Source organism: Actinoplanes sp. NPDC051470 (assembly GCF_040682035.1).
Taxonomy (GTDB): domain Bacteria; phylum Actinomycetota; class Actinomycetes; order Mycobacteriales; family Micromonosporaceae; genus Actinoplanes.
In genome coordinates this window covers 126,680-152,834 of sequence record NZ_JBFBAA010000001.1, presented here as the reverse complement: position 1 = coordinate 152,834, position 26,155 = coordinate 126,680, and the positions used below count along the sequence as shown (strand labels likewise).

General features: G+C 71.9%; 23 protein-coding genes and 1 pseudogene. 10 read left to right on the top strand and 14 right to left on the bottom strand.

Annotated elements, in window-relative coordinates; all coding sequences use genetic code 11:
* Nucleotides 1-46: 46 nt before the first annotated feature.
* The gene (locus AB0M54_RS00685) at nucleotides 47-895 is read left to right on the top strand and encodes a 3-hydroxyacyl-CoA dehydrogenase family protein (RefSeq protein WP_364314914.1); all 849 of its coding nucleotides are present in this window, start codon (nucleotides 47-49) and stop codon (nucleotides 893-895) included.
* Here AB0M54_RS00685 and AB0M54_RS00680 read toward each other — a convergent pair whose 3' ends face one another.
* From AB0M54_RS00680 to AB0M54_RS00665, 4 genes and pseudogenes are all read right to left on the bottom strand, one after another.
* Entirely contained in the window at nucleotides 896-1,627 is a 732-nt protein-coding gene (locus AB0M54_RS00680) for a hypothetical protein (protein ID WP_364314916.1), read from the bottom strand.
* Nucleotides 1,614-4,247: an FtsK/SpoIIIE domain-containing protein gene (locus AB0M54_RS00675; protein WP_364468359.1), complete on the bottom strand. Its 2,634-nt coding sequence runs from the start codon at nucleotides 4,245-4,247 to the stop codon at nucleotides 1,614-1,616. The genes AB0M54_RS00680 and AB0M54_RS00675 overlap by 14 nt, the downstream gene beginning before the upstream one ends.
* A 37-nt stretch (nucleotides 4,248-4,284) precedes the next feature.
* Complete coding sequence (locus AB0M54_RS00670; RefSeq protein WP_364468357.1) at nucleotides 4,285-5,634, bottom strand: hypothetical protein; 1,350 nt, start codon at nucleotides 5,632-5,634, stop codon at nucleotides 4,285-4,287.
* A 12-nt stretch (nucleotides 5,635-5,646) separates the two neighbouring features.
* Nucleotides 5,647-6,229, bottom strand: a pseudogene (locus AB0M54_RS00665) (DUF4126 domain-containing protein).
* A gap of 56 nt (nucleotides 6,230-6,285) precedes the next feature.
* Between AB0M54_RS00665 and nucS the strand changes: the two are divergent.
* Nucleotides 6,286-6,945 carry an endonuclease NucS gene (gene nucS / locus AB0M54_RS00660; protein WP_364314927.1) on the top strand — a complete coding sequence of 220 codons (660 nt, stop codon included), beginning with the start codon at nucleotides 6,286-6,288 and terminating at the stop codon, nucleotides 6,943-6,945.
* 452 nt (nucleotides 6,946-7,397) lie between these two features.
* On the opposite strand, the gene AB0M54_RS00655 is transcribed toward nucS, so the two are convergent.
* The 4 genes from AB0M54_RS00655 to AB0M54_RS00640 are packed head-to-tail and all read right to left on the bottom strand — an operon-like array spanning nucleotide 7,398 to nucleotide 11,226.
* Nucleotides 7,398-7,553 carry a hypothetical protein gene (locus tag AB0M54_RS00655; protein WP_364468355.1) on the bottom strand — a complete coding sequence of 52 codons (156 nt, stop codon included), beginning with the start codon at nucleotides 7,551-7,553 and terminating at the stop codon, nucleotides 7,398-7,400.
* Between the two features lie 9 nt (nucleotides 7,554-7,562).
* Nucleotides 7,563-9,044 carry a DUF6297 family protein gene (locus AB0M54_RS00650; RefSeq protein WP_364468353.1) on the bottom strand — a complete coding sequence of 494 codons (1,482 nt, stop codon included), beginning with the start codon at nucleotides 9,042-9,044 and terminating at the stop codon, nucleotides 7,563-7,565.
* The gene (locus AB0M54_RS00645) at nucleotides 9,041-9,709 is read right to left on the bottom strand and encodes an ABC transporter ATP-binding protein (RefSeq protein WP_364314931.1); all 669 of its coding nucleotides are present in this window, start codon (nucleotides 9,707-9,709) and stop codon (nucleotides 9,041-9,043) included. The genes AB0M54_RS00650 and AB0M54_RS00645 overlap by 4 nt, the downstream gene beginning before the upstream one ends.
* Nucleotides 9,710-9,732: 23 nt before the next feature.
* Nucleotides 9,733-11,226, bottom strand: a complete 1,494-nt coding sequence (locus tag AB0M54_RS00640) for an aldehyde dehydrogenase family protein (protein WP_364468351.1) — start codon at nucleotides 11,224-11,226, stop codon at nucleotides 9,733-9,735.
* A 38-nt stretch (nucleotides 11,227-11,264) separates the two neighbouring features.
* On the opposite strand from AB0M54_RS00640, the gene AB0M54_RS00635 reads away from it, so the two are divergent.
* Nucleotides 11,265-11,594, top strand: coding sequence for a hypothetical protein (locus tag AB0M54_RS00635; RefSeq protein WP_364314936.1), 330 nt, complete (start codon nucleotides 11,265-11,267; stop codon nucleotides 11,592-11,594).
* A 10-nt stretch (nucleotides 11,595-11,604) separates the two neighbouring features.
* Complete coding sequence (locus AB0M54_RS00630; protein WP_364314939.1) at nucleotides 11,605-12,405, top strand: alpha/beta hydrolase; 801 nt, start codon at nucleotides 11,605-11,607, stop codon at nucleotides 12,403-12,405.
* 68 nt (nucleotides 12,406-12,473) lie between these two features.
* On the opposite strand, the gene AB0M54_RS00625 is transcribed toward AB0M54_RS00630, so the two are convergent.
* The 4 genes from AB0M54_RS00625 to mce all read right to left on the bottom strand — a co-directional run bounded on the left by AB0M54_RS00625 (nucleotide 12,474) and on the right by mce (nucleotide 17,298).
* Nucleotides 12,474-13,604 (bottom strand): AI-2E family transporter, encoded by a 1,131-nt coding sequence (locus tag AB0M54_RS00625; protein WP_364314941.1) that lies wholly within the window; start codon nucleotides 13,602-13,604, stop codon nucleotides 12,474-12,476.
* Nucleotides 13,605-13,649: 45 nt separating this feature from the next.
* Nucleotides 13,650-15,062, bottom strand: coding sequence for a Laminin subunit beta-1 (locus AB0M54_RS00620; RefSeq protein ID WP_364314943.1), 1,413 nt, complete (start codon nucleotides 15,060-15,062; stop codon nucleotides 13,650-13,652).
* A gap of 220 nt (nucleotides 15,063-15,282) precedes the next feature.
* Nucleotides 15,283-16,605, bottom strand: coding sequence for a DivIVA domain-containing protein (locus AB0M54_RS00615; RefSeq protein WP_364314946.1), 1,323 nt, complete (start codon nucleotides 16,603-16,605; stop codon nucleotides 15,283-15,285).
* 258 nt (nucleotides 16,606-16,863) lie between these two features.
* Complete coding sequence (gene mce / locus AB0M54_RS00610) at nucleotides 16,864-17,298, bottom strand: methylmalonyl-CoA epimerase (RefSeq protein ID WP_364468349.1); 435 nt, start codon at nucleotides 17,296-17,298, stop codon at nucleotides 16,864-16,866.
* A 47-nt stretch (nucleotides 17,299-17,345) separates the two neighbouring features.
* Between mce and AB0M54_RS00605 the strand changes: the two genes are divergently transcribed.
* Together AB0M54_RS00605 and meaB are read left to right on the top strand one after the other, a co-directional pair.
* On the top strand, nucleotides 17,346-18,524 hold the full coding sequence (locus tag AB0M54_RS00605) for an acetyl-CoA C-acetyltransferase (RefSeq protein WP_364468347.1): 1,179 nt from the start codon (nucleotides 17,346-17,348) through the stop codon (nucleotides 18,522-18,524).
* Nucleotides 18,521-19,468: a methylmalonyl Co-A mutase-associated GTPase MeaB gene (gene meaB / locus AB0M54_RS00600; protein ID WP_364314954.1), complete on the top strand. Its 948-nt coding sequence runs from the start codon at nucleotides 18,521-18,523 to the stop codon at nucleotides 19,466-19,468. Before AB0M54_RS00605 ends, meaB begins: the two co-directional genes overlap by 4 nt.
* Here meaB and AB0M54_RS00595 read toward each other — a convergent pair.
* Nucleotides 19,451-20,047, bottom strand: a complete 597-nt coding sequence (locus AB0M54_RS00595; RefSeq protein ID WP_364314957.1) for a PadR family transcriptional regulator — start codon at nucleotides 20,045-20,047, stop codon at nucleotides 19,451-19,453. The genes meaB and AB0M54_RS00595 overlap by 18 nt on opposite strands.
* Nucleotides 20,048-20,110: 63 nt before the next feature.
* Between AB0M54_RS00595 and AB0M54_RS00590 the strand changes: the two genes are divergently transcribed.
* The 4 genes from AB0M54_RS00590 to AB0M54_RS00575 all read left to right on the top strand — a co-directional run bounded on the left by AB0M54_RS00590 (nucleotide 20,111) and on the right by AB0M54_RS00575 (nucleotide 25,155).
* Nucleotides 20,111-21,226: an NAD(P)/FAD-dependent oxidoreductase gene (locus AB0M54_RS00590; RefSeq protein WP_364468345.1), complete on the top strand. Its 1,116-nt coding sequence runs from the start codon at nucleotides 20,111-20,113 to the stop codon at nucleotides 21,224-21,226.
* Nucleotides 21,227-21,365: 139 nt separating this feature from the next.
* Entirely contained in the window at nucleotides 21,366-23,531 is a 2,166-nt protein-coding gene (locus tag AB0M54_RS00585; protein WP_364468344.1) for an RICIN domain-containing protein, read from the top strand.
* A gap of 160 nt (nucleotides 23,532-23,691) precedes the next feature.
* Nucleotides 23,692-24,921: a gluconolaconase gene (locus AB0M54_RS00580; protein WP_364468342.1), complete on the top strand. Its 1,230-nt coding sequence runs from the start codon at nucleotides 23,692-23,694 to the stop codon at nucleotides 24,919-24,921.
* Between the two features lie 21 nt (nucleotides 24,922-24,942).
* Entirely contained in the window at nucleotides 24,943-25,155 is a 213-nt protein-coding gene (locus AB0M54_RS00575) for a hypothetical protein (RefSeq protein WP_364468340.1), read from the top strand.
* Here the strand turns inward: AB0M54_RS00575 and AB0M54_RS00570 are convergent.
* Nucleotides 25,139-25,987 (bottom strand): hypothetical protein, encoded by an 849-nt coding sequence (locus AB0M54_RS00570; protein WP_364468338.1) that lies wholly within the window; start codon nucleotides 25,985-25,987, stop codon nucleotides 25,139-25,141. The genes AB0M54_RS00575 and AB0M54_RS00570 overlap by 17 nt on opposite strands.
* Between the last annotated feature and the right edge of the window lie 168 nt (nucleotides 25,988-26,155).

Here is a 26,155-nt window from a genome sequence, read left to right as displayed (position 1 = left end):
TGAGCCTGCGTTAAGGAGCAGGCGTCGGTCTACTGGGAGGTTGAACATGGCGGGTCGGCTCGCGGTCATCGGGTCGGGTCTGATGGGATCCGGCATCGCGCAGGTGTCGGCGCAGGCCGGTTGGCAGGTGACCATGCGCGACGTCGATGACGCCGCCACCGGCCGGGGGCTGGCCGCCATCCGCGACTCGCTGGGCCGCTTCACGGCCAAGGGGAAGATCAGCGAGGAAGACGCCGAGGCGACCCTGAGCCGGATCACCACCACCACCGACCTCGACGCGGCGGCCGACGCCGACATCGTGGTCGAGGCCATCTTCGAGCGGCTCGAGGCCAAGCACGACGTGTTCCGCCAGCTCGACAAGATCTGCAAGTCCGGCGCGATCCTCGGCACCAACACGTCGGCCATCCCGATCACCCAGATCGCCGCGGTCACCCAGCGGCCCGAAGCGGTGGTCGGCATCCACTTCTTCTCGCCGGTGCCGATGATGAAGCTGGTCGAGCTGGTGCGCGGCTACCAGACCTCGGACGAGACGCTGGCCGAGGCGCGCGATTTCGCCGAGGAGGTCGGCAAGACCTGCGTCGAGGTGAAGCGGGACGTGGCCGGCTTCGTCTCCAACCGGCTGTTCTCGGCGCTGCTGGTCGAGGCGATCAAGCTGGTCGAGTCGGGGGTGGTCTCGGCGGCCGACCTGGACACGGTGATGAAGCTGGGCTTCGGGCACACCATGGGCCCGCTGGCCACGGTGGATCTGACCGGCCTCGACGTGATGCTCAACGCGACCGGCAACATCCACCGCGACACCGGCGACGCCAAGTTCTTCCCGCCTGAGCTCCTCCAGCGCATGGTCACCGCCGGCGACCTCGGCCGCAAAACCGGCAAGGGGTTTTACACCTACTGATCAATGGGATGCGGCGAAGCTGAGGGAGAGCAGGGCGGCGGCGATCATGCCGCCGAGGAGGGTCAGGCCGATGCCGCCGATGTCGAGGCGGGCCTGGAGGCGGCGGTGGGCCCAGAGGGCGGCGATCGGGACGCCGGCCGAGGGGGCCAGGAGGAAGCAGAGCCAGCCGATGGCCCGGACGGCCTCGCCGCCCATGATCCCCGAGTCGCCGATGGTGACCAGGCCGGCGGCGATCAGGCCGGTCATCCCGGCGATCAGGGCGCCCAGCAGGGGGAGCAGGGGCAGCGTCCAGCGGGGGAGGGGACGGCGCGCGGGTGGTCGTACCGTGAGGTCGATCCGCTCGGCGGCGCGGGAGAGCAGGGCGCGCGCCGAGTCCCGGGGCGGCTGGGCGTCGTCGGTCGGCCGGCGCTGCAGGGCCACGCGGGGCAGAGACTCCACCGAGGATGGTTCCGGCACCTCGCCCAGGGCCCGGATCCGCAGGCCACGCGCGCGGCGGAGCTGGTCCCAGAGGCGGGCGGCCTCCCGGTCGACGTCGAGGACCTGTGCCGCGGCCGCGGCGGCCCACCGGTCGGCCGAGGCCGCCTCGCCCTCGGCGCGGGCCAGTTCGCCGGCCGCCCGGGCGGTGCTGTCCTGGTAGGCCTGTTCGGCGCGGTCCAGGTCGGCGTCCCGGCGCCGGGTGATGTCGGCCAGCGCGTTCATCATGAGCTGGTAGTCGCGGTCACGTGGGGTCATGGTTCACCTCGTAAGGGATGATCACTTCGGGGACGCGGTGCACGGAACGGTCGAAGAAAAGCGCCCGGCGGGTGCGCGGGTACCACGCCGGCCCGCCCGGCACCGGGCACAGCGGTCCCAGGTCCGCGCCCTGCACATCCAGCGCGACCCAGGCGCCGATCGCGTCCAGGCGCGCGCCCGGCCCGCCCAGGTCGTCACGCAGCCGTGGCACCGACCGCCACCAGCCGAGCACGTGGGTGCGCTGGGACGGCCCGTCGGCCAGCATCCGCCGCAGCCGGTCCTTGTGGCCGGGCACCGCGTCCAGCGCGTACCCCAGGACGTAGTGCGGGATCTCGTCCGGGATCACCTCGAAGAGCTGGGCCAGGTCGGACTCGTCGTACCAGTCGGCCTCGGGCAGCTCGGCGACCAGCCGGGCCGCCGAGTGCTGCGCCTCGGGCAGCGTGCAGACCACGCTGAAGTGCGCCGGCCCCTGCGCGGCCAGCGACAGCGCGGCCGAGGCCAGGATGGCGCAGGCCTCGTCCACCCGGGTGCCGAGCACGGCCAGGTTCCGTCCGGGCATCCGGCCGAGCCGCAGCCGCGCCGGCCGGGCGGCGACATCGATCCGCTCGCCGAGCACCGCCCCGGGCGAGGAGCCGCCGGCACCCGGCGAGGACCCGGCCGCACCCGGCGAGGACCCGGCCGCACCCGGCGAGAAGCCGGCCGCGCTCGACCTGAACCGCGGCAGCGCCGGCACCGTGTCACCGTCGAAGAGCCGGGGCGGTGAACACCCCGCCGGCCGGGCCCGCCACAGCCGGCGCTGGAGCGTACGCCAGGAAAGCCGGTCCGATGCATCCGGAAGCCGCACGATCTGATTGGCCCCGGCGACGCCGGAATCGGCGTTGACCACCGCGTGGAAGCGCGGGATCACCGCCGCGGCCAGGTTGTTCTCGGCCAGGATGCGCCGGGCCTTGGGCAGCGCGATGCGCAGCGTGAACTGCCCGATCAGCCCGGACCGGCCCCACAGCGCTTCGATGCCGGACACGTCCTGGCTGGCCAGCACCAGGTGGATGCCCTGCGAGCGGCCGCGCCGGGCCAGGTCCTCGAGCAGCGTGACGGCCTCCTCGGCGACCGCGTCCCGGCCGGCCAGCAGCACCTGGAACTCGTCGATCACCGCGACGATCCGCGGCCAGTCCCCGGCCGCGTCCTCGGCGCGCAGCTCGGCCAGCTTGGTCGCCTCGTGCCGCTTCGCCGCCTGGGCCCGGGTCCGCAACTCGTCGCCCAGGTGCCGGAGCAGGGCCAGGCCGAACTCGCGGTCGTGGTTGACGTTGACGCCGGCCAGCCGGACGTGCGGCAGCCAGCTCTCGTCGCGCGGCCCGGGCGTGAACCGGGCGAAGGACACGCCCTCCTTGAAGTCGAGCAGGTACAGCGCCAGCTCGGACGGGTCGTACCGGGCGCACAACGAGCCCAGCCAGGCGTAGATCAGGTTGGTCTTGCCGGATCCGGACGGCCCGCCGATCAGGGCGTGCGGCGGGTCGTCGCCGAGCGGCACCTCGACCAGCGCGCCGTCCGGGCCGTCGCCGATCGGCGCCACCAGCCCGTGCGCGGACGACCGGCTCCAGATCTTCTCCGGCTCCAGGTCAGCCAGGCGGGCCGGTGGGGGGCCCTCACGCAGGCGCTCGGCGGCGCCGCGGCAGAACGCCGCGATGCGCTCGGCGGGCGGTGGCGGGTCGAGGCGGATGGGCAGGTCACCGGTGGTGTCGGTGGTTCCCGTGCCGTGGCGTACGACGATCCGCTCGGCCCCCTCGACGGCCGCACCGCGGATGATCAGGTGGACCCCGCACGCGACGCCGGCCCGGAGGATCCGGTCGAGCTGGGCCCGCTGCGCCGGAGCGACCTCGGCGTCGAACAGCAGCACCACCACCCGCCACGGCTCCGGTCGCCGCCCGACGGTGGCCGCGGTCAGCTCGGCCAGCGACCCGAACTCGCCGGCCAGCACCGTCTCGTTGACCCGGCAGATGTGCTCGACCAGGTCGTCCAGCATCGGGCCGAGCCCACCCGGCCCGACGAAGGTCAGCCCGAGCGGCGCGAACGCGGCCAGCGTCCCGCCCAGCCGCTCCGGGTCGTAGACGGTGAGCTTCACGTCGCCCGGCCGGGTCGTGCCCAGCGCCCGCAGCAGCACCCCGGAGATCACCCCGTCGACCGCGATCCGGTCGTCGCCGCTCACCTGCAGATGGGCCGCGTCGAGCAGCGGGACCAGGGCCGGCATGGTGGCGTGCTCGAAGTCGATGGTGCCGATCCGGAGCAGCCCCGGGCGGCCGCCCTGTTCCGGCTCGGTCGGCGACCACATCCGCCAGGACGAGCTGGCGGCGCCCGGCGCGCACAGGGCGGCCAGCGAGCCGGCGTTACCGGCCAGCGCGTTCGCCTCGCCCTGGAACCGTCGCTCGATGGTCGAGCGGGCGGAGTCGCGGGCCTCGGCCAGTTGGGTCAGGCAGGTCGCGTACGCGTCCCGGACCAGTCGCCGGCGTCGTTGCGCCTCGGCGCGGGCCGACTCGGCGGCGGCCAGCACCGCTCGAGCGGTCCCACGGGCTTCGGCGAGCTCGTGCCGGACCGCCTCGACAAGCGCGTTGCGGTGGTTACCCACCCGGAGATATTAGCCACTTTCAGGCTTAATGCCCGATTTAGGAGCTGCGTGTCGGTGGCGCCGCCAAGGTGCCGGCCCGGGTCAGCCACCGAGGATCCGTACGCATCAGATCGCCCCACAGCCGGGCCGCCACCATCGCCGCGCCTTCCCGCTGCCACTGCCGCAGCGAGCGGCGCGGCACATAGCGGCGGAACCACTCCAGCGCGCGCCGCGAATCCCGGTCCAGCCCGTCGCCCACCGGCTTGCGGTCGTACGGCCGCAGCCCCACCACACAGCAGTAGTGCAGCGCGTTGTAGTGCCGCCACTCCTCGGTCGTCCCGAACAGCCCGTCCGGCTTCAGCCGGGCCACACTCTCCTGGAGCACCGCCCGCAGTTGCAGCGCCCGCGCCATCGGCTTCTCGGCGTTCTCCCCGGTCAGCCGCCGGTCCACGGTCGGCAGGTCGATCAGCGGGCTGCGCAGCAGACGCGCCAGGTCGCCGAAGTTGTCCAGCGCCTGACCGGTCAGCCGGCGGAACTCGTCCTCGCTCACCGCCAGCAGCGTGTGCCGCTCCCGCCGGCGCGGCAGGGCCTCGCTGAGCAGGGCCAGCGCCTGCCGGTCCTGGCGGAGGCGGTCGTCGTGCGGGAAGGCGATCCGGTCCAGGCCGCGGCGCACCGGGCCGAACAGGCCGGCGTACGCCATGACGACGCCGACGATGACGAACTGGAGCACGGTGACCAGCCACCGGTCCGGCACCGCCAGCATGGTCAGGGTGGCCAGCCCGCCGACCAGCAACGCGCCCACCGCGGCGCCGGTGGCGGAACGGCGCAGGTCGGGCCAGAGCCGTTCGCCGGCTTCGGTCGCGTCGGACACCGCCACCAGGTAACCCAGCACCGCCAGGTCGAGGCCGGCCGCGGCGAGCACCAGGGCCGGGGCGCCCAGATCGATCGGCACGAGCAGCGCGACCAGGGTGAACGTGTAGAGCAGGGCGACCACCGTCACGGCCGCCGGGAGCACCGACGGGCGTACCCGCTCGCGGAAGCGCCAGAGCAGCACCAGCCCGCCGACCAGCGGCGCCACCGCCACCAGCCGGATCGCGCCGGGCGCCACGATCACCGCGGCCAGGAAGACCGCCGAGGTCACCAGCCAGCCCCGGTCGAGCGGCGCGCGCTCCGGCATCTCCTCGGGCAGCAGCCCGATCGCCACGCCCGCCCAGAGCAGCGCGGGCACGCAGAGGAACACCTCGGCCACCGGGCCGGCCGGCGCGATCGTCCAGGCGGCCACCCCCACCGCGTACGCCACCAGCGCGGCGGCGGCCCGCCAGAGCAGCCGGCGGCGCGGGTCACGGCCGATCAGATAGCTCGCCAGCCAGCAGGCCAGCGCGAAAACGGGTACGGCGACGGAGGGCACGACGTCAGTCAATCAAACGCGCGCTTTCCGCTTTCTGAAGACCCATATCGCTGTGGACACCATCAGCACCAGGGCCAGCAGAACCAGGATCGGCAGGAGGATGGCCAGGATCGACAGCACGACGCTGGACACGTCCTCGGCGGTGCTCGCGACCGGCGCCCCCACCCCCGCGGTGCTCGCGTTCACCACCGGCCGGGCCGTCGCCTTCACCCCGTGCACGGTCAGCGCGATGATGACGCCCGCCGCGACCGGCACCCACTGATGCGACGAGAAGAACGACCCCGGGTCGCTGACCGTGACCGTCTCGGACGACGACCCGGCGCCGAACGCCAGCCAGCCCGCCCGCCGTCGGCCGCACCACGGTCTGCACGACGTCGTTGACGTGGTCGACCACCGGCACCTTGTCGGCGACCACCTCGATCGCCAGCAGTACCACGAGGATGCCGATCACCCAGCCGTTGGACAGCCACTGCCACCCCGACGGCAGGTCGATGAGATCGGTGTACCGGGCCATCAACCCCATCGTGAGCAGCGGAACGTAGGCATTGAGCCCCGCGGATGCAGCCAGCCCGGCTCCGGTCAGCGCTTCGAACACGCCTTCAGGATGGCACCGCCACGCACGTGCCGCTGTGCTGCCGCTACCCTCGTCGGGTGCGCCTGGTCATCGCGAAGTGCTCCGTGGACTATGTCGGCCGCCTCTCCGCCCACCTGCCGTCGGCGATCCGGCTGGTGATGGTGAAGGCCGACGGTTCGGTCTCGATCCACGCCGACGATCGTGCGTACAAACCCCTGAACTGGATGAGCCCGCCCTGCAAACTGCAGGAGGCCCCCGGCGTGTGGAAGGTCGTCAACAAGGCCGGCGAAGAGCTGCGCATCACCCTGGAGGAGATCTTCCAGGACACCTCGTACGAGCTGGGCATCGACCCCGGCCTGGTCAAGGACGGCGTCGAGGCCCACCTCCAGGAGCTGCTGGCGGCCCACCCCGACACCTTCGGCGAGGGCCACACCCTGGTCCGCCGCGAGTTCATGACCGCCATCGGCCCGGTCGACCTCCTGCTCCGCGACGAGTCCGGCGCCGCCGTGGCCGTCGAGGTCAAACGCCGAGGCGACATCGACGGCGTCGAACAACTCACCCGCTACCTCGAGCTGATGAACCGCGACCCCCTCCTGTCCCCGGTCAAGGGCGTCTTCGCCGCGCAGGAGATCAAGCCGCAGGCGAGGGTGCTGGCCACCGACCGGGGCATCCGCTGCGTCGTCGTCGACTACGACAAACTCCGCGGCATGGAACGCGACGAGCTCACCCTTTTTTAGAGATCAAGATCAAGATGTCGCACCTGGGTGGTGCGCACAGACCGCAGCTCCCGCCGAGGCCGGGCCCGCGGCTCCTGGCCGCTGCGCGTCCATAACAGAGCCGCGAACCCTTCATTCTGCGTGAGTGGTCACCCCTTGAGTGGTCACCGCCGGCGCCATTCCCGGGAACGTCTGAAGCGGCCGCTGACCTGGAACCAGGCGTTGCACCGCCGGTTCGTCATTGCCGGCGGCAGGCCGGTCGACGGCCGTGAGTCACGCCACGAAGAGCAAGCATGAATCCGCGACCGGACCTGATGATTGCGCGAATTTTGCTCAGCGGCGAAGGCGCCGCCACCTCCCCCACCCAGCCACTGGGTGGGCGGCAAACGTAGCGTGCGAATTCGACGATCGCGCGGTTATCCACAGGGCGACTGTCGGGCGACCGTGTGATTCGGATGACGCGAGAAGAAGCGTCAATCGGGATGAGCCGCCAGCGGCTCGATGAGCGGCGTCCGCGCGGAAGGGTCGGGAGTGAGCCACCCGGTCATGTCGTCGGCGGGCAGTAGCGCCGCCCAGTCAGTGGCCTCGCGGGACTGAATGCCCGGCCAGTAGTAGTCCTGTTCGTCCACCGAGGGGCCTCAGGACGGCTTGGCCAACTCGACCCGCGAAGGGTCGGTGGTGCCGGACAGGTAGAAGCGGGCGCCCAGCGCCGCGAAGCCCACCTGGACCGCGACGCCGACCCAGGTCAGCGGGCTGCCTTCGGCGATCAGGACGATGGCGGGCAGGCCCAGGAGCAGGAGGTCGTAGCCGACCACCGAGGCCAGGGCGGGGCCGGTGGACACCGTACCCATCGGGGTTTCCAGGGGTAGCAGGGAGTTGTCCACGAAGCCGACGCGGGCCCGGCGGATGGCGGCCGCGGCGCCGACGGGGCCGAGCGCGAGGCCCAGCGCCCACCACGGGCCGGGCGGCAGGGCCGACAGCAGTTGCAGCAGGGTCAGGGAGGTGGCGCTCCACAGGGCGGCCAGGACCGCCGGCACGATCAGGCGCTGGGTGAGGGCCTGGCGGGAGCTCAGCGCGAGCATGCGGAGCATCACGGGGTTGGCGGCGTCGCTGCGGGTGTTGGCGGCCGTGGTGCCGGCCGCCAGCAGGGCGCCGACCAGGACCGCGATGCCCAGCAGCCAGGTGGGGGCGTGGCTGAGCAGGGCGGGCAGGGCGGTGGCGAGCATCAGCCAGAGGAGGCGGCGGGGGCGGCGAAGGGCCAGGCGCAGGTCCTGGGCGGTCAGCACCGGCAGGCGGGCGTTCAGCCCGGCGGAACGCAGTTTGCGGTGGGCCCAGTACTGGCGCTCGAGCATGTCGGCCACCCAGGACGGTTCCACGCCGAAGGCCGAGTCGGCCAGGGTGCCGGCGGTGCGGGAGGCGTCGAGGATGCGGTCGGCGGGGGTGCGGTTCAGATTGCGTACGGCCAGCACGAAGAACGCCCCGACGACCAGCGCGAGGGCGCCCGTGGCCGGCCCCACCAGGCTCGGGAAACCGGAGACCAGAGGCGCTCCGACGGCCGCGTCGGCCACCAGCCCGGCGAGACCGCCCGCCACCACCAGGGCGACAACGTTGTCCAGGAGCCGGGCCCACCGGCGGCCGGGCTGGGCGGCCAGCGCGACCAGCAGCACCCCGAGGCCGGCGACCGCGCCGAGGATGATCAGCACGAGGGGCAGCGGCCGCGGGCTGGCGTGGCCGGTGATGGCCAGGGCCGCCACGGCCGACAGGATGAAGGCGAAGACCGAGGCGACCGCCAGCGACGGCCACAGCAGACGGCGCCGGCTGACCGGCGCGGTGAGCAGCCAGGAGGCGGCGGGGCGGCTGATCGCCAGCGGGCCGAGGCGGCGCAGGGCCAGGTACAGGCCGCCGGTCAGGACCGTGGTCAGGGAGCCGGCGGCCAGGCCGGAGATGTCCGGGTGGGTCGGCCAGACGAGGCCGTGGATGTGGTTCCAGAACATGCTGCCGAGGATCAGCACCGACAGCACGATGACGTAGAAGGTTCCGAAGCGTTCGCCGCGCTCCAGGTGGGCGACCTGGGTCTGGTGGATCCAGCGGCGGACCGGCCGGACCGCCACCGTGGTCACGTGGTCGGCCCGGGGGAAGACGACGAAGCGGGCGAGAGCGACTCCATCGTGGTGATGTCGGTGCCGGAGGCCGCCGCGAAGTCGTCGTCGTGGCTGGCCATCAGGATCGAGCCGCCGGTCTTCAGGTATTCGGCGATCAGGTCGGCGACCAGGGCCCGGCCGTCACGGTCGAGGCGCTGCTCGGGTTCGTCCAGGATGAGCAGGGAACTGGGGCGCAGGAAGGCCAGCGCGAGGGTCAGGCGCTGCTTCTGGCCGGAGGACAGGGACGCGGGGATGGCGTCGCGGTGTCCGGTCAGCCCGAACTGCTCGAGCGCGTCGTCGACGCCGGCCGCGGCCGGGTCTTGGCCGTGCGCGCGACAGACCAGTTCGGCGTGCTCGCGGGCGGTCAGGCCGGGATACCAGGTGGGCGGCTCCACCGTGGTCACCACGGCCCGCCAGTAGTCCGGAGTGGAGCCGGGGCGGCCGCCGAAGACCCGGATCTCGCCGTCGTCGGGGCGCTGCAGGCCGGCCACGCAGCGCAGCAGCGTCGACTTGCCGATGCCGTTCTCGCCCGTGACACAGACGCCGGCGCCGGCCGGGACCAGCAGACCGACGCCGTTCAGGACCGGGGTCGAGCCGTAGCCGACCACCAGCCCGTCGACCTGCACCGCAGGGTGATCTACCACCTCTGGAACGCTAGCAGCGCCGGTCACGGCTTTCGGGCGTACAGCATCTTGACGGTCTTGATCAGCCGTTGCACCTGGGCCGGGGTGCGCTCGAAGGTCATCGCGGGGATGAGTGACGGGCCCCGGCGCACCGAGACGGCCTTGGCCCGGGCGAACTCGCGCAGCCCGTCGTCGCCGTGGATGCGGCCGAAGCCGGAGTCGCCGACCCCGCCGAACGGCAGGTTCGCGTTGCCGACGAAGGCGAGCGCCGAGTTCACCGCCACCATGCCGGAGCGCATCCGGCGGGCGATGCGGATCGCGTTGGCCTTGCCGAAGACGCTGCCGCCCAGCCCGTACGGCACCGCGTTGGCCTTGGCCACCGCCTCGTCCGCGTCGGCGACCTTGGTGATGGTCAGCGTGGGCCCGAACGTTTCCTCCCGGACGGCCGCGGATTCTTCGGGTACGCCGACCAGCACGGTCGGGGCGACGTACGGCGCTTGCACCGAGTCGCGTCCGCCCAGCACCGCCTCGCCCCCGGAGTCGAGCGCGTCGTCGATGTGCCGCTTGATGATCTCGATCTGCTTGGGCATGGTGATCGGCCCGATCTCCTGCCCGGTGCGCAGCTTGCCGGCCTTCTCGGTGACCGCCGCGACGAACGCGTCGTAGACCGGGGCCACCGCGTACACCCGCTCGATGCCGATGCATGTCTGCCCGGCGTTGGTCATCCCGCCCCAGACCGCCGCCTCGGCCGCCGCGGTGACGTCGGCGTCCGCGTCCACGATCATCGCGTCCTTGCCGCCGGCCTCGATCACCATCGGCGTCAGCGTCTCGGCGCAGGCCGCCATCACCTTCTTGCCGGTGGCGGTGGACCCGGTGAACGCCACCTTGTTCACGCCGGCCCGGCACAGCGCCCCGCCGACCTCGCCCAGCCCGTGCACCGCCTGGAAGACCGGGTGCTCGGGCACCACCTCGGCGAACGTGTCGACCAGCCACTGACCGACGATCGGGGTGTATTCGCTCGGCTTGAACACCACGGCGTTGCCGGCGGCCAGGGCGCCCGAGATCGACCCGATCGGCGTGAGGATCGGGTAGTTCCACGGCCCGATGACCGCGACCACCCCGTACGGCTGATATTCCAGGTGGCCGCTGTGCTCGAGGACCATCACCCGGCTGCGGACCCGGCGCGGGCCGAGCACCCGCTTGGCGTTGCGGGCGGCCCAGTCGATGTGTTCGATCGCGGCGGTCGCCTCGACGATCCCGTCGGCGACCGGCTTGCCACCCTCGAGCTGGGCGAGCTCGCCCAGCTCCTCGATGCGCTCGGCGATCACCGCGCGCCAGCGCAGCAGCCGCTCCTTGCGCCCGTCGAAGCCCAGCCCGGCCCACCAGTCCCCGGCCGTGCGGGCCGCCGCCACCGCCTCGGTCACCGCGGCCTCGGCGGCCACCGGTACCCGCCCGGCCTCGGCCCCGGTGGCGGGGTTGGTGGAGATGAGCAGGCCGTCCTCGATCGCCGGGACACCCGGCGTACGCGTCGCCGTCATGAATGTGAGCTTAGTTCGCGCACGTATCCTTGGTACCCGTGAGCCCGCGACGAAATCGCCCGCGCCGGGCGGCCGCCCCCGAGCCTCCCCGTGAGGAGAACGTGCGCCGCGGTATCGAGGGCGTCCAGCAGTACCAGGACGGCGAGTGGATGGTCCGGTCCATCTTCGGCGGCGCGGCCACCAAGACCTACCTCTGCCCGGGCTGCATGCAGCAGATCCAGCCCGGTGTCGCCCACGTGGTGGCGTGGCCGGCCGACGAGCGGGGCGACGCCGGCGACCGCCGCCACTGGCACACCGGCTGCTGGCGGGCCCGTGACCGGCGTGGCCCGTCGGCGGAGCGGTCGCGGAACGCGCCGAGGTATGGGTAAGGATGATCGAGTGAGTGCACCCATCCGCGCCAACAGCGTGCTGCCCGCTGAGCGGGACGACATCGAGCTCGAGACGGCCGACGGCCTGACCCTGGTCGGTGAGCTGGCGCTGCCGCTCGACCGCCCGCCGGTGGCCACCCTGGTCTGCCTGCACCCGCTGCCCACCCACGGCGGCATGATGGACAGCCACGTCTTCCGCAAGGCCGCGTGGCGGTTGCCGGCGCTGGCCGGGGTCGCGGTTCTGAGATTCAACACCCGGGGTACGAGCAGCGTGCGCGGCACCAGCGAGGGCTCCTTCGACAACGGGAACGGCGAGCGGTTCGACGTGGCCGCGGCGATCGAGTTCGCCGAGTTCCACGACCTGCCCAACATCTGGCTGCTGGGCTGGTCGTTCGGCACCGATCTGACGCTCATGCACGGCCTCGACCCGGCGGTGGCAGGCGCGATCCTGCTGTCGCCGCCGCTCCGCTTCTCACAGCCGGCCCACCTGGCCGCGTGGGCCTCCTCGCGGAAACCGCTGGTCGCGCTGGTGCCCGAGCTGGACGACTACCTGCGCCCGGCCGAGGCGATCGAGCGCTTCGCGGTGGTGCCCCAGGCCGAGGTGATCGGCGTCGACGGCGCCAAGCACCTGTGGGTGGGCGACGCCGAGACCGTGCTCGACGAGGTGGTCCGCCGGGTGGCGCCGGCGGTGGCGACGCCGCTGCCGGCCACCTGGGACGGCCCGATGGAGACGGGCGACATGAACGCGTACGCCAACCGCACGGTCGCCGCCTTCGCCGACACGCCGGTGCCGAAGCCGCTCTCGGAGTAGTGCTCTCGAAGTAGTGGTAGCTCAGAACGGCATCCGAGCCCCGGATGCCGTTCCGAGCTACCACTGGCCTACTTTCGCTCGGCCGCGGGGAGCACGACCTCGCGGCCGATGAGCTGGATCGCGGCCACCATCGGGATCGCCGCCAGCGCGCCGATCACGCCGAACAGGGCCGCGCCCACCAGCGCCGCCACCACCGCGGCCACGTCGCTGACCTCGACCGAACGCCGCATCACCCGCGGGTAGATGAAGTAGTTCTCGACCTGCTGGTAGAGCAGGAAGAAGCCGGCGCAGACCAGCCCGGCGGTGAGCGAGTGGGCCAGCCCGACCAGGCTGACCACGATCGCGCCGAGGGTCGCGCCGATCTGCGGGATGAGGTCGAGCACGGCGACCACGACGGCCAGCGCGAAGGGGTACGCCAGGCCGAGGATGAGCACCAGGATCCAGGTGCTGATGCCGGCCAGCAGCCCGATCATCACCGCGCCCACCATGTACGCACCGACCTTGGTCAGGATCTCGTCGGTGAGCAGCTGCACCCGCTCGCGCCGGGTGGCCGGGACCATCCGGAACGCGCCCTTCTTGATCCGCTCGAACGCGGCCAGGAAGTAGATCGTGAGGACCAGCACGGTCAGCACGTTGAAGATCGTGCCGAAGATCAGCCCGGCCGCGCCGGCGATGCCGCCCAGCGTGTTGCCGACCGTGCTGGCGCTGATCGCGCTCTGCGCCTTGGCCAGCAGGTCGTACCGCTGGATCAGGTCGCGCAGGGTCTCGTTGCGCTGGAGGCTCTCGATGTAGCCGGGGATGTTGCTGATCAGCTCGCCGCTCTGGGTGACCACCGGCGGCACCAGGGCGACGAGGGCGCCGCCGAGCACGATCAGCCCGACCAGGGCGACGATCGCGACGGCGCCGCCGCGCGGCACGCCCCACTTCTGGATGCGGGTGACGGCCGGGTTGAGCCCGATGGCGAGGAACATCGCCACGAAGATCAGGACCAGGATCGAACCGGCGCCGCGGATGCCGTTGAACGCCGCATAGGCCAGCAGCGCCCCGATGGCGCCGAGGAAGCCGATGAAGAACGGGTTGCGCCGGTCGATCGGGGGACCGGGCGTCCCGAAGCGCGGCGTGGCATCGGCCGGTTCCTCGGGAGTCGGTTTGTCGTCCTCGGGCGGCGCGGGCGAACCCTTGGTCTCGTCGGCCGTCACCGGTCTACCTCCGGGGGAGCGTCAGTCGGCGTCCGCGCCGGCCTTCTAGGACGGCGGAACCGTCACCTTAGCGGACGCTGTGACCTTCCCGGGGGCGGGCGCGGCGTCCTGCTTCTCGGCCACCTTCTCCACCGGCTTGTCGGCCGGTTTCTCGACCGGCGCCGAGGCGACCACCGGGGCGGGCGCCGGGTCGTCGTCGTAGTCGTCCTCGCCGTCCGGCGAGGCGGCCGCGGCCATCACGGCGGCGGCGGCCAGCTCGGCCACCCGCTTCGCTTCCCTCTGCACCTGGCGGCGGACGTCGGCGGCGCGCCGCTCGGCCGCCTCACCGGCGCGCTTGGCCTCGGCCACCCGCTTGAGCTCGGCCTCGAGCTGCTTCTGCACCTCGGCCAGCCGCTGCTGCACCCGCTCGGTCTCGCGCTCGGCGCCCTGAGCCCGCTCGGCCGCGGTCCTGGCCCGGGTCTCGGCCTCGGTCACCTTGGCCTGCGCGGCGGCCAGCTCTTCCGACGCCTTGGCCAGTTTCGCCTGCTGCGCCTCGATCTCCTTGCGCACCTTGGTGGCCTGCTCGTCGGACTTGCGGAGCACGTCCTCGGCGTACTTGTCGGCCTCGCTGCGAAGGTCGGCGCACTGCTTCTCGACGCCGGTGCGGAGCTGGCCCAGCTCTTGCACCACGGTCTGCCGGCGCTGCACCAGCTCGTGCTCGAGGCCGGCCTTGAGCTCGCCGCGCTCGCGTTCGGCCGCGGTGCGCTGGCTGGCGACCTCCATCGCGGCCTTCTCGCGCAGAGCCTTGACCTCTTGGTCGGCCTGCAGGCGGGTGGACTTGGCGTACCCCTCGGCCTCGCTGCGGGCGCGCTGCGCCTCGGCCGTCGCCGTCTCGTTGAACTGCGCCGCCTCGGCCCGGGCCCGGCTCAGCGTGGACTCGGCCTCGGCGCGCATCTGCTCGGCGGCCTGCCGGCTCGCGGCCAGCGCCTTCTCGGCGGCGGCGCGCCGGGCGGCGTCGGCCTTCTCCTCCTCGGCGCGCCGGGCGGCCAGCGCGATCTCGAAGTCGCGGATGCCGTCGTGGGCGTGCGCCTCGGACTCGGCCCGGATCCGCTCGGCCTCGGCCAGCCGGGCGGCGATGTCGTCGGTCGCCGAGTTCTTGATGTCGGCCGCGACCTCTTCGGCGGCGGCCAGGATCTGTTCGACCTTGGGGCCGAGGTGCCGGAAGGACACCTCGCCGCCCACCCCGCCCTGCCGGCGGGCCTGGGTGAGCTCCTGCTGGAGCCGGTCGACCTGCGAGGCCATCGCCTGGATCTGCTGATAGGCCTGTTCCCGCTCGGTCGACAACGCCGAGATCTCGTTCTCGGCCCGGGCGACGTAGCGCTCGACCTGCTTCTTCTCGTAACCCCGCAGGGCGGTCTCGAAGCTGGGCTCGGAGGCCGCGTCCCCACCGAGGCCGAAGATTTCACCGCCGTGCGACATGCTGTCCATCCTCACATACGCATCGTCCGCTGATGTGCCGATACACACCGGCTTGGACGGAAGGTGCGTCTGGTTGTGATTTTGTCAGGTGCGCCGGGCACGCAAGCGATCGGGCCGCACCGGAGTGTTCTCCAGTACGGCCCGCATCGATTCATGCCACCGAACTACCGTCGCGCACTAACCCCGAAATGTGCAACCGCTGTACGCCGTCGGCAACGTCTCAGGAGTTCGTCTTGGCGGCCACCGGCTTGTCGCCGGCGTCCTCCTTCTCGCCGTCACGCTGGGCCGGAGCGGCCTCGGCGGGCTTGTCGGACTTCTCCGCGGCCGGCTTGGTGGCGTTCTCGACCGCCGCCTTGGCCGCGGCGCCCACCGAGGGCACCAGGCCGGAGAGCCCGGAGAGCATCTGACCGAGCTGGTTGGTGACCTGGTCCTTCTGACGGGTGAGATCGTCGACCTCGCGGCGGGCCGCCTGGGTGGTCAGCTCGGCCTCGGTGCGGGCCTCGCTGAGCAGCCGGTTGGCCTCGGAGCGGGCCTCGGTGACCGTCTTGTCGGACAGGGCGCGGGCCTTCTCGACCGTCTCGTTGGCGTTCCGGTCGGCCTCGACCCGGCGGTGCTCGGCGCGCTGCTCGATCTCCTTGGACCGGTCCTCGGCCGCCCGGGCCCGCTCCTCGGCCTCGGCCACCATCTTCTGGGTGGCGCTGACCTGGGCCGCGTGCCGCTGGGCCTCTTCCCGCTCGGCCTTCTCGCGGCGCTCGGCGATCTCGAGGGCCAGGGCCTGCAGGTCTTTGTCGCGCTTGTCACGGGCGTCGGAGAGCATCTTGGTCGCCTCGGCCCGCTTCTCTTCGGCCTCGCGGCCGGCCTTGGCCCGCTGCTGGGTGATCTCGCGCTCGGCGGTCGCCCGGAGCGCGTTGACCTCGCGCTCGACGGTGGACTTCAGTTCGGCGACCTCGTGCGCGGTGACCGTACGCAGCTGCTTGGTCTCGCGGTCGGCGTCGCCCCGCAGCGTGTCGGCCTCACGCCGGGCCTGCACCCGGGTCTCGGCCGCCTCACGCTCGGCGTGGGTGCGCATCTGACCGGCCTCGCGCTCGGCGGACGCCTTCATCGCGGCGGCCTCGGCCCGCGCCTTGTCGGTGATCTCGCGGGCCTCCAGGCGGGCGGCGGAGAGAATGCCCTCGGACTCCCGCTTCGCCTCGCTCCGGTGGTCGTTGGCCTGTTCCTCGGCCAGCCGCAGGATCTGCTCGACCCGGGTGCCCAGCCCGGACAGCGTCGGTCTGTTGTTCTCCTCCAGCTGTTTGTTGCTGTCGGCGAGCTTCTGCTCGAGCGCGTTCAGCCGCTGCTCGGCCTGGCGCAACCGGCGCTGCGCGTCGTTCATCCGCTGCTCGGCCTCGGCGCGGGCCTGCTCGGACTGGTTCAGCGCGGCGACCAGGCGGCCGAGGTGGGCGTCGACCTGGCCACGGTCGTATCCACGCAGGACAACCGTGAAGTCGTGCTGAGAATTGGCGGTCTCGAAGAACGCGAGATTTTGGTCCTGCTGCTGGGGCATTGCGCCATCCTTGCGAACCCCCCTGAGGCATGCAAGGGGGAGGGGCCCTAAGAAATAGCCCCCTAAGATCAGCTTCGTCCACCGGTCGAGGGTGTCCGCCCGCCGTTCGGCCGGGCGGGGTCCGGCCGCGCGTGCAGCCCCTCACCTGCTGTGTCACGGTTTGACCGTGGATCATCCCATCGTTGCGGCCGACGATGTGGACGATCCTGCCAGGCCAGGCGGGTGCGGCGGGGACGTTTCACTCGGTCGGCGTACAAATCAGGGAGGTTGCACCAATTCCACCAGCACGCCGCCGGCGTCCTTGGGGTGCACGAAGTTGATCAGCGAGCCGCCGGTGCCCCGCCGGGGGTTGTCGTAGAGCAACCGCAGGCCGCGCGCTCGCAGAGCCTCGCTGCTCGCCCGCACGTCGCGCACGGTGTACGCCAGCTGCTGGAGCCCGGGGCCGCCGCGATCGAGGAACTTGGCGATCGCCGAGTCGGGCCGGGCGGGCGCCAGCAGTTGCAGGCGTGGCGCGGCCGGATCGTCGCCGACGGCCAGCATCGCCTCGCGTACGCCCTGTTCCTCGTTGGTCTCCTGATGGACGCAGCGCAGACCGAACGTCTCGGCGTAGAAGGCCACAGCCTCGTCCAAGTCGGGCACGGCCACGCCGACGTGGTCGATGCGCAACAATCCGACGAGGGGAAGATCCGTCATACCGGATAGTGTGTCACCCTAACCATCGTTCAGTCGGCGGAGGATCAGTGGGCACCTCGGTAATCGTCAGCGGCGCTCGTACACCCATGGGTCGTCTTCTCGGCAACCTCAAGAACGTGCCGGCCACCGTGCTCGGCGGCCACGCCATCGCGGGCGCGCTGGAGCGGGGCGGCGTGCGGCCCGACCAGGTGCAGTACGTGATCATGGGCCAGGTGCTGCAGGCCGGCGCCGGGCAGATCGCGGCGCGGCAGGCGGCCGTGGCGGCGGGCATCCCGATGACCACCCCGGCCGTGACCGTCAACAAGGTGTGCCTCTCCGGGCTCGACGCGATCGCGCTGGCCGACCAGCTGATCCGGGCCGGCGAGTTCGACATCGTGGTGGCCGGCGGCATGGAGTCGATGACCGGCGCGCCCCACCTGCTGATGAACCACCGCCAGGGCAGCAAGTACGGCGACGTGCTGGTCCGCGACCACATGGCGGTCGACGGGCTGATGGACCCCTGGGACGGCGTCTCGATGGGCGAGTCGACCGAGCGCAGCGGCTCCGAGCTGGGCATCACCCGGGCCGAGCAGGACGCGTTCGCCGCCCTCAGCCACCAGCGCGCGGCCGCGGCGCAACGCGAGGGCCGGCTGGGCGAAGAGATCGTGCCGATCAAGGTCGGGCTGCGCGAGACCGACAAGGTCGTCGACACCGATGAGGGCGTACGCCCGGACGCCACCGCCGAGACCCTGGGCCAGCTCCGGCCCGCCTTCGCCAAGGACGGCACGATCACGGCCGGCAGCGCGTCCCCGATCTCCGACGGCGCCGCCGCGGTCGTGGTGATGAGCCGGGCCAAGGCCGAGGAGCTGGGCCTGACCTGGCTGGCCGAGATCGAGGCGCACGGCAACGTGGCCGGGCCCGACTCGTCACTGCAGTCCCAGCCGGCCAACGCCATCCGGCACGCCCTGGGCAAGGCCGGGCTGACCGTGGCCGACCTCGACCTGATCGAGATGAACGAGGCGTTCGCCCAGGTCGTCCTCCAGTCGATGCGCGAGCTCAAGGTCGACGAGGACCGGGTCAACGTGAACGGCGGCGCGATCGCGCTGGGCCACCCGATCGGCATGTCCGGGGCCCGGCTGGTCCTCACGCTGGCCTACGAGCTGCGGCGACGCGGCGGCGGCCGGGGCGCGGCGGCCCTGTGCGGTGGCGGCGGCCAGGGCGACGCGCTGATAATTTCCGTTCCGTGAGCCTTTCTCTACCGGAACTGGTCGCGCGAGCCCGCGACGGCGACGCTCGGTCCGTCGCCCGCCTGATCAGTCTCGTCGAGAACGGTTCGCCTCAGTTGCCGGCCGTCGCGGCGGCCTTCGCCGCTGACACGGGGAAGGCTCAGGTCGTCGGGCTCACCGGCTCGCCCGGGGTGGGCAAGTCGACGACCACGAACGAGCTGGTCCGGTCCTTGCGGGCCGCGGGCAAGCGGGTCGCGGTGCTGGCCGTCGACCCGGCCAGCCCGTTCTCCGGCGGCGCGATCCTCGGCGACCGGATCCGCATGCAGGAACACACGTCCGACCCCGGCGTCTACATCCGCTCGATGTCGACCCGCGGCCAGCTCGGCGGCCTCGCCGCGGCCACGCCCCAGGCGGTGCGGGTGCTGGAGGGCGCCGGCTGCGAGGTGATCCTGGTCGAGACGGTCGGCGTGGGCCAGGCCGAGGTCGAGATCGCCCAGCTCGCCGACACCACGCTGGTGCTGCTGGCGCCCGGGATGGGCGACGCGATCCAGGCGGTCAAGGCCGGCATCCTGGAGATCGCCGACGTCTTCGTGATCAACAAGGCCGACCGGCCGGGCGCCGACAACACCTACCGCGACATCCAGGGGATGCTGGCTCTCGGCGAGCGGGCCGCGGGCGACTGGCGGCCCCAGGTGGTGCGCGCGGTGGCGATCAAGCGCGACGGCATCGACGACGTGGTGGCCGCGATCGACAAGCACCGCCAGTGGCTCACCGACTCGGGCACGCTCGGCGAGCGGCGGGAGCGGCGGGCCGCCGTCGAGGTCGAGGCGATCGCGCTGGGCACGCTGCGTGCGCGGATGGGCTCACTTCGGGTGGGTACGCCGCTGAGCGCGCTGGCGGCCCGGGTGGCGGCGGGCTCCCTCGATCCGTACGCGGCCGCCGAGGAACTACTGAAAGCGCTCTAACGTCTCCTGGATCATCGTCCGGTCCCAGGTCAGCGTGCCGTCGGCCAGATCGTCGATCAGCCCGCGCAGCCAGCCGATCTCCGCCCGCAACATCGCCGCGCGGTATTCGTCCTCGATCAGGAAGAGCCGCGGCAGCCCCGGCGGCGCCTGCTCCTCGATCGTGGCCAGCTTCGCCGCCTGGGCCGCGGCCCGGGCGGCCAGGAGCTCGCGGACCTTCTCCGGCCCGAGGATGGCCAGGAGGGCCAGCGCGACCGGGAACTCCGGGAACTCCCGGGCCGGCGCCGGCAGCCGGCCGGCCACCCAGCGGTGCAGCTCGTCCCGCCCGGCGGTGGTGATCTCGTAGGTGGTGCGTTCCGGCCGCCCGCCGTCCCGCGCGGTGCCCGCCGGCCGGGCCAGGCCGTCCCGGACCAGCCGGTCGAGCGCCTGGTAGACGCTGTTGCGCTGGGCCACGTTGACCAGCTGGTCCTGCCCGCGCTCCTTGATCATCTGCTGCATCCGGTAGGGGTGCATCGACTCCTCGAGCAGCAGCGCCAGCAGCACGATCGCCAGGGGCGAGTGCCTTATCGCTCGATCAGCCATGCGACAGAGCCTAGGGGTTGATTCAGGGTTGTCTGCCATAGTCATGGCGTGCATAGTTAATCCATGACTAGAGCGATTGTTGCCGGCGCCGGCTACGCGGGGACCGCCACCGCCCTGGCGCTGCACCGCCTCGGCTGGGAAGTCGAGATCCACGAGGCCCGGGCCGAGGGCGCGGCCGAGCTCGGAGCGTTTGTCACGGTCGCCGTCAACGGCATCGCGGCCCTGCGTACGCTCGGTATCGACCCATCCGTGGCCCTGGCCGGCGGTTTTCCCACCCCGACCTGTGTGCTCTGGAACGGGGCCGGTCGCCGGCTGGCCCAGGCGCCGCTCGGCGGACCGACCGCCGACGGGCTGGTCACCACCACGATCCGGCGGGCCGACCTCTACCTCACGCTGCGCCGGGCGGTGCTCGACGCGGGCGTCCCGATCCACTACTCGAGCCGGGTGACCGAGGTGGCGCACGACGCCGACCTGCTCGTCGGGGCGGACGGCATCAACTCCCAGGTACGCCGCAACCTCGATCCCGCCCAGCCGCACTATCTCGGCCTGCTCAACGCCGGTGGCTTCACCGAGGGGCCGGTCGGCGCGGACTTCGACCCCACGCCCGGCCTGGTGCACATGACCTTCGGGCGGCGGTGCTTCTTCGGCTGGAGCGTGGCGCCGGACGGGTCGGTGTGGTGGTTCGCCAACCCCGGTTCGCGTACGCCTCACCATGGCTCTTTCCCCGGCTGGCGGGAGCATCTGATCGACCTGCTCTCGGCCGATTCCGGTCCCGCCGCGGCGATCGTCCGGGCCACGCCGGAGGCGCTCGGGCCGTGGAACACGTACGACCTGCCGAAGGTGCGGACCTGGCGCTCGGACAACGTCGTGCTGGTCGGCGACGCCGCACACGCCGCGTCACCGTCGTCGGGGCAGGGCGCGTCGATGGCCTTCGAGGACGCGGTGGTGCTGGGGCAGGCGCTGGCGTCCTCGCCTTCCGTGCCGGCCGGGCTGGCGTGCTACGAGGAGATCCGGCGGCCCCGGGTGCAGAAGGTCGTTCAAGCAGGCCGGCGCAACGGCAGCGGCAAGGCGGCGGGGCCGGTGGGCGCGGCCATCCGCGACGCGATGATGCCGGCGATGATGCGGATGCTCTACCGCAAGGGCAACCCGCAAGCCTGGATCCTCGATCACCGAGTGTGACCGTCCCACATGGCGGAACCGGTTCCGCACCTTAGGGGAAGCTTAAGTCGGTCGATACCTCATTGACCGTTCGGGCGGGGCGAGGGAACTGTTAACCAACCTTTCGGTTCCCCTTTTCCCCGCTCGAAAGGACCCCCTCGTGTCCCCTCGCAGACTCCTCGCCGGCGCCCTGCTCAGCGTCGTCGTGGCCGGCCTCGGTGTGGTGGCCGGCACCACCGGGGCGCTCGCCGCCTCCTCCGGAACCCTGGTCAGCACGGCCAACAACAAGTGCCTCGACGTCACCGGCGGCTCCACCGCCAACGGCAACCAGCCCCAGATGTGGGACTGCGTCAGTGGGAGCGCCAACCAGACCTGGACCTTCGCCGACAACGGATCCGTGCAGGCCCGGGGCAAGTGCCTGGACGTCGCGAACAACTCGACCGTGAACGGCGCCGTCGTACACCTCTGGGACTGTTTCGACACCGTCGCCACCCAGAAGTGGACGCTGACCGCGAGCCACGACCTGGTCAACGTCGCCGCGAACAAGTGCCTCGACATCAAGGACAACAACCTCGCCAACGGAGCCAAGGTGCAGCTGTGGGACTGCGGCGGCGGCGCCAACCAGAAGTGGACCTTCGCCGGCGCCGGCACCCCGCCGCCGACCGACCCCACCGCCCCGGACCTCGGGCCCAACGTCACCATCTTCGACCCGTCGATGTCCTCGTCGACCATCCAGTACAAGCTCACCCAGGTCTTCAACCAGCAGGTGGAGAACCAGTTCGGCACCCAGCGGTACGCGCTGCTGTTCAAGCCGGGCAGCTACAACGTCGACGCCAACGTCGGCTTCTTCACCCAGGTCGCCGGCCTCGGCCTCACCCCCGACCAGACCAACATCAACGGCCACGTGCACGTCGAGGCCGACTGGTGGCACGACGGCTCGCAGAACGCCACCCAGAACTTCTGGCGCTCGGCCGAGGGCCTGGCCGTGACCCCCGCCGACGGGCAGGACCGCTGGGCCGTCTCGCAGGCCGCGCCGTACCGCCGGATGCACCTGCGGGGCCGGCTGGCGCTGTCCGACGGCGGCTGGTCGTCCGGTGGCTTCATGGCCGACACCAAGGTGGACGGTCAGATCGACAACGGCTCGCAGCAGCAGTTCATCTTCCGCAACTCGTCGATGGCGGGCTACGTGAACAAGAACTGGAACGCGGTCTTCGTCGGTGACCAGGGCGCCCCCGGCAACACCTTCCCCGACCCCAAGTACACCAACGTGGCCCAGTCGCCGGTCATCGCCGAGAAGCCGTACCTCTACATCGACAGCGCCGGGGCGTACCAGGTCTTCGTGCCCTCGCTCCGCACCAACGAGGTCGGCACCAGCTGGGCGAACGGCAACCCGGCGGGCTCCTCGCTGCCGATCTCGTCGTTCTCCATCGTCAAGCCCGGCGACACCGCGGCGACGATCAACGCGGCCCTCGCGGCCGGCCAGAACCTGCTCGTCACGCCCGGCGTCTACCACCTCAACCAGACGCTCAACGTGACCCGCCCCAACACCGTCATCCTCGGCCTCGGCCTGGCCACCTTCATGCCCGACAACGGCGTCGACGCCATGCACATCGCCGACGTCGACGGGGTCCGGCTGGCCGGGGTGCTGTTCGACGCCAACACCACCAACTCGAACATCCTGCTCCAGGTCGGCCCGCCCGGCTCCACTCTTTCGCACGCCACCAACCCGACCGTTCTCTCGGACGTGTTCATCCGGGTCGGCGGCGCGGTGGCCGGCAAGGCCACGATCAGCATGCAGATCAACAGCAACAACGTGATCGGCGACCACGCCTGGATCTGGCGGGCCGACCACGGCATCAACAACAACGTGGTCGGCTGGAACGTCAACCCCGGCCGTAACGGCCTGATCGTCAACGGCAACGACGTGACCTTCTACGGCCTGTTCGTCGAGCACTTCCAGCAGTACCAGACCATCTGGAACGGTGACCGCGGCCGCACGTACTTCTACCAGAACGAGATGCCGTACGACCCGCCGAACCAGGCCGCCTACATGAACGGCAGCACGCAGGGCTGGGCGGCGTACAAGGTCGCCGACTCGGTCACCACCCACGAGGCGTGGGGCCTGGGCAGCTACTGCTTCTTCAACGTCAACTCGTCGGTCGTCAACGCCCGGGCCTTCGAGACCCCGGCCAAGCCCGGCATCCGCTTCCGCAACATGATCACGGTGTCCCTGGGTGGCACCGGCACGATCTCCCACGTGATCAACAACCTGGGCGCCGCGGCCCGGGCCGGTCACACCGAGGAACCCCTGGTCTCCGGCCCCTGATCCGCCCCGGCCCGGTCGCCTCGTGCGACCGGGCCGGTTGCATGTCCCCGGTTCAGGGGGTACTGATGCTCCGGTGAAGAGGATCGCGCTCGCGCTGTTAGCCGGTGGACTGGCGCTCACCGCGTGTTCGTCACCGTCATCCTCGTCATCTTCCTCAGTTGTGCCTTCCGCCGGGACCTCGCTGGCCGAAACCACCGTTCGCGCTCCTGCGGGCACCGATGCCGCGCCGTTCGACCAGGCCCGCCGGCTCCAGGCCCCGCCCGGCTGGACGGTGACCGTCTGGGCGCGGGTCGAGGGCGCGCGCCTGCTGGCCTGGACCCCCGACCAGCGGCTGCTCGTCTCACGACCCAAACTCGGCGACGTGGTCGCCCTGGCACCCGGGAACGGCGACGCCGCACCAACCGCCAGCACCCTGGTCACCGGCCTGAACCAGCCCCACGGCCTGGCCTTCCACGGCGACACGCTCTACCTGGCCGAGAGCGACCAGGTCGACGCCTACACCTACGCGGCCGGAAAGGTGTCCGGCCGCCGCGTCGTCATCGACGGCCTGCCCGACGCCAAGAGCCCCGAACTCGGCGGCCGGTACGCGCACGCGCTGAAGAGCGTCACCGTCGGCCAGGACGGCGCGCTCTACGTCTCGGTCGGCTCGACCGGCAACATCTCGGCCGAGGACCGCGACGCCACCCCCGAACGCGCCACCATCCTCCGGGCCCCCGCCGGCGGGGGCCGGCCCACCGTGTTCGCCCGGGGCGTCCGCAACGGCACCGGCCTGGCCGTCGACCCCGACGGCGCGGTGTGGACCGCGGTCAACAACCGGGACAACATCGGCTACCCGCACCAGGGCGACAACCAGGGCAAGGTCATCCCCGCGTACGTCAACGACCACCCGCTCGAGCCCCTGGCCCGGCTCCAGCAGGGACGTGATCTCGGCTGGCCGTACTGCAACCCCGACCCCGACGTGAAGCCGGGCCAGGAGAACTCGCCGCTCAGCTACACGGCCCGACCCTTTGTGCGGGACATTCAGACCAATGCGGATGGCGCCAAACTCGACTGTGCGACGTTGCCTCCGGTCGAGCAGGGCATGGGGGCGCATTCGGCTCCGCTGGGTCTGAGTTTCGCGGTGTCGCCCGGGCTGGGCGGCGCGTACGGGGCTGGCGCGCTGGTTGGCGTACACGGCTCGTGGAACCGCAACCCGCCTCGCCCGCCTGAGGTCTCGTTCTTCGCCTGGCGTGATGGAACGCTGGGGCCTCAGCAGACGTTGCTGACCGGGTTTCAGGTGGCGGACGGGTCGCGCTGGGGGCGGCCGGTGATGGCTGTGCAGGGGCCTGACCGGGCTCTTTACGTGAGCGACGACCTGGCCGGCGCCATTTATCGCGTCACCGCGCCGTAAGGCTTCCGGTCGCGCCGGGCCGTGGCCCTGCTGCCGGCGCTGCTGACCGCGGCGTTGCCTCAGGTCGCCACCCATCACCTGACCGAGGAACGTCTCCAGCGCACCATCTTCTCGGCCGCCCGCGCGTCCTCGGTGGAGGGCCCGGCCGTCGTCGTCGTGCGGGACGCGCTGCGCCACGCCGCGCTGGCGGCCGCCGCCGACCGTGACGACGTCGAGGTCATCCCGCGTTCCTGACGAGGAAGGTCACCCAGCCGACGTACGGGCGCCACCCGCCGGCGATCGACTCGAGGCGGGCCAGCGGCGGCTCGGGGCCGAGGTCGTAGAGGTCGCCCATGATGTGGTGCAGCTGGGGCGTCTCGCGGGGGAACAGGTCGACGGTGCCGGCGCCGCGGATCAGGGTCAGTTCGGCCGAGAACGGGCCGATGCCGGGGAGTTTCTTGAGATGCGCGAGCGCCTCGTCGACGGTCATCGAGCGGAGCAGGTCCACGTCGAGGTCGCCGGCCGCGGCCGCCTCGCCCAGGGCGCGCAGGTTCTCCACCTTGCGGATCGTCATGCCCGGCATCGGCTCGAGCGTGGCCAGCCGCTCGGGCGTCGGGAACGAGAAGGACACGTGGTCGCCGAAGTCGACCCGGTCGCCCAGGTCCTCGGCCAGGCGGCGGCGCAGGGTCGCGCCCTGGCTGCGCGAGATGCGGTGGGTCAGCAGGGCCCAGGCCGCCGCTTCGTACGCGCTGCCGAACAGCACCGGCCGCAGCCCGGGGAACTGGCGCTGCAGGTCGCCGACCACCTCGTCGCGTTCGCCGACGGCGCCGAAGCCGCGGCCGTCCACGTCCAGCGAGAGGATCCGGCTCACCTGGCCGGCGATGTCGGCCGGTGCGAGACCGCCCGGGTTGGACACCACGTGCCCGGTCAGGTCGTCGCCGATCCACACGCCGACCGTCGACCACGTACCGTCGGCGGGGAACACCAGCTCCACCCGGGGCGCGCCGTCGAAGGCCGGGAACGACTCCTGGAAGCGCGCGGCCTCGGCCAGCGAGAACGGCCCCTGCGCCGACAGCTGAAATGTCATACCCGCATCAAATCACCTAGGGTCTGTCCTGCCGATCAACCGGGGCTGCGGAAGGGCCCAGAGCGCGCCTGACGGCGGCCGCAAAACGCCCACATACAACACCGGTATGAGGGCGCTTCGCGGCCGACGCCAGCCACACTCTGGACCCCGCCTCGCTCTCGGCTGATC

What these genes read in the sequence shown, in the direction of transcription:
- AB0M54_RS00595 (WP_364314957.1), bottom strand. Translation starts at nt 20,047, where the DNA reads ATGGCTGATCGAGCGATAAGGCACTCGCCCCTGGCGATCGTGCTGCTG.
- AB0M54_RS00570 (WP_364468338.1), bottom strand. Translation starts at nt 25,987, where the DNA reads ATGACATTTCAGCTGTCGGCGCAGGGGCCGTTCTCGCTGGCCGAGGCC.
- AB0M54_RS00615 (WP_364314946.1), bottom strand. Translation starts at nt 16,605, where the DNA reads ATGCCCCAGCAGCAGGACCAAAATCTCGCGTTCTTCGAGACCGCCAAT.
- AB0M54_RS00640 (WP_364468351.1), bottom strand. Translation starts at nt 11,226, where the DNA reads ATGACGGCGACGCGTACGCCGGGTGTCCCGGCGATCGAGGACGGCCTG.
- AB0M54_RS00590 (WP_364468345.1), top strand. Translation starts at nt 20,111, where the DNA reads ATGACTAGAGCGATTGTTGCCGGCGCCGGCTACGCGGGGACCGCCACC.
- mce (WP_364468349.1), bottom strand. Translation starts at nt 17,298, where the DNA reads ATGACGGATCTTCCCCTCGTCGGATTGTTGCGCATCGACCACGTCGGC.
- AB0M54_RS00620 (WP_364314943.1), bottom strand. Translation starts at nt 15,062, where the DNA reads ATGTCGCACGGCGGTGAAATCTTCGGCCTCGGTGGGGACGCGGCCTCC.
- AB0M54_RS00680 (WP_364314916.1), bottom strand. Translation starts at nt 1,627, where the DNA reads ATGACCCCACGTGACCGCGACTACCAGCTCATGATGAACGCGCTGGCC.
- AB0M54_RS00685 (WP_364314914.1), top strand. Translation starts at nt 47, where the DNA reads ATGGCGGGTCGGCTCGCGGTCATCGGGTCGGGTCTGATGGGATCCGGC.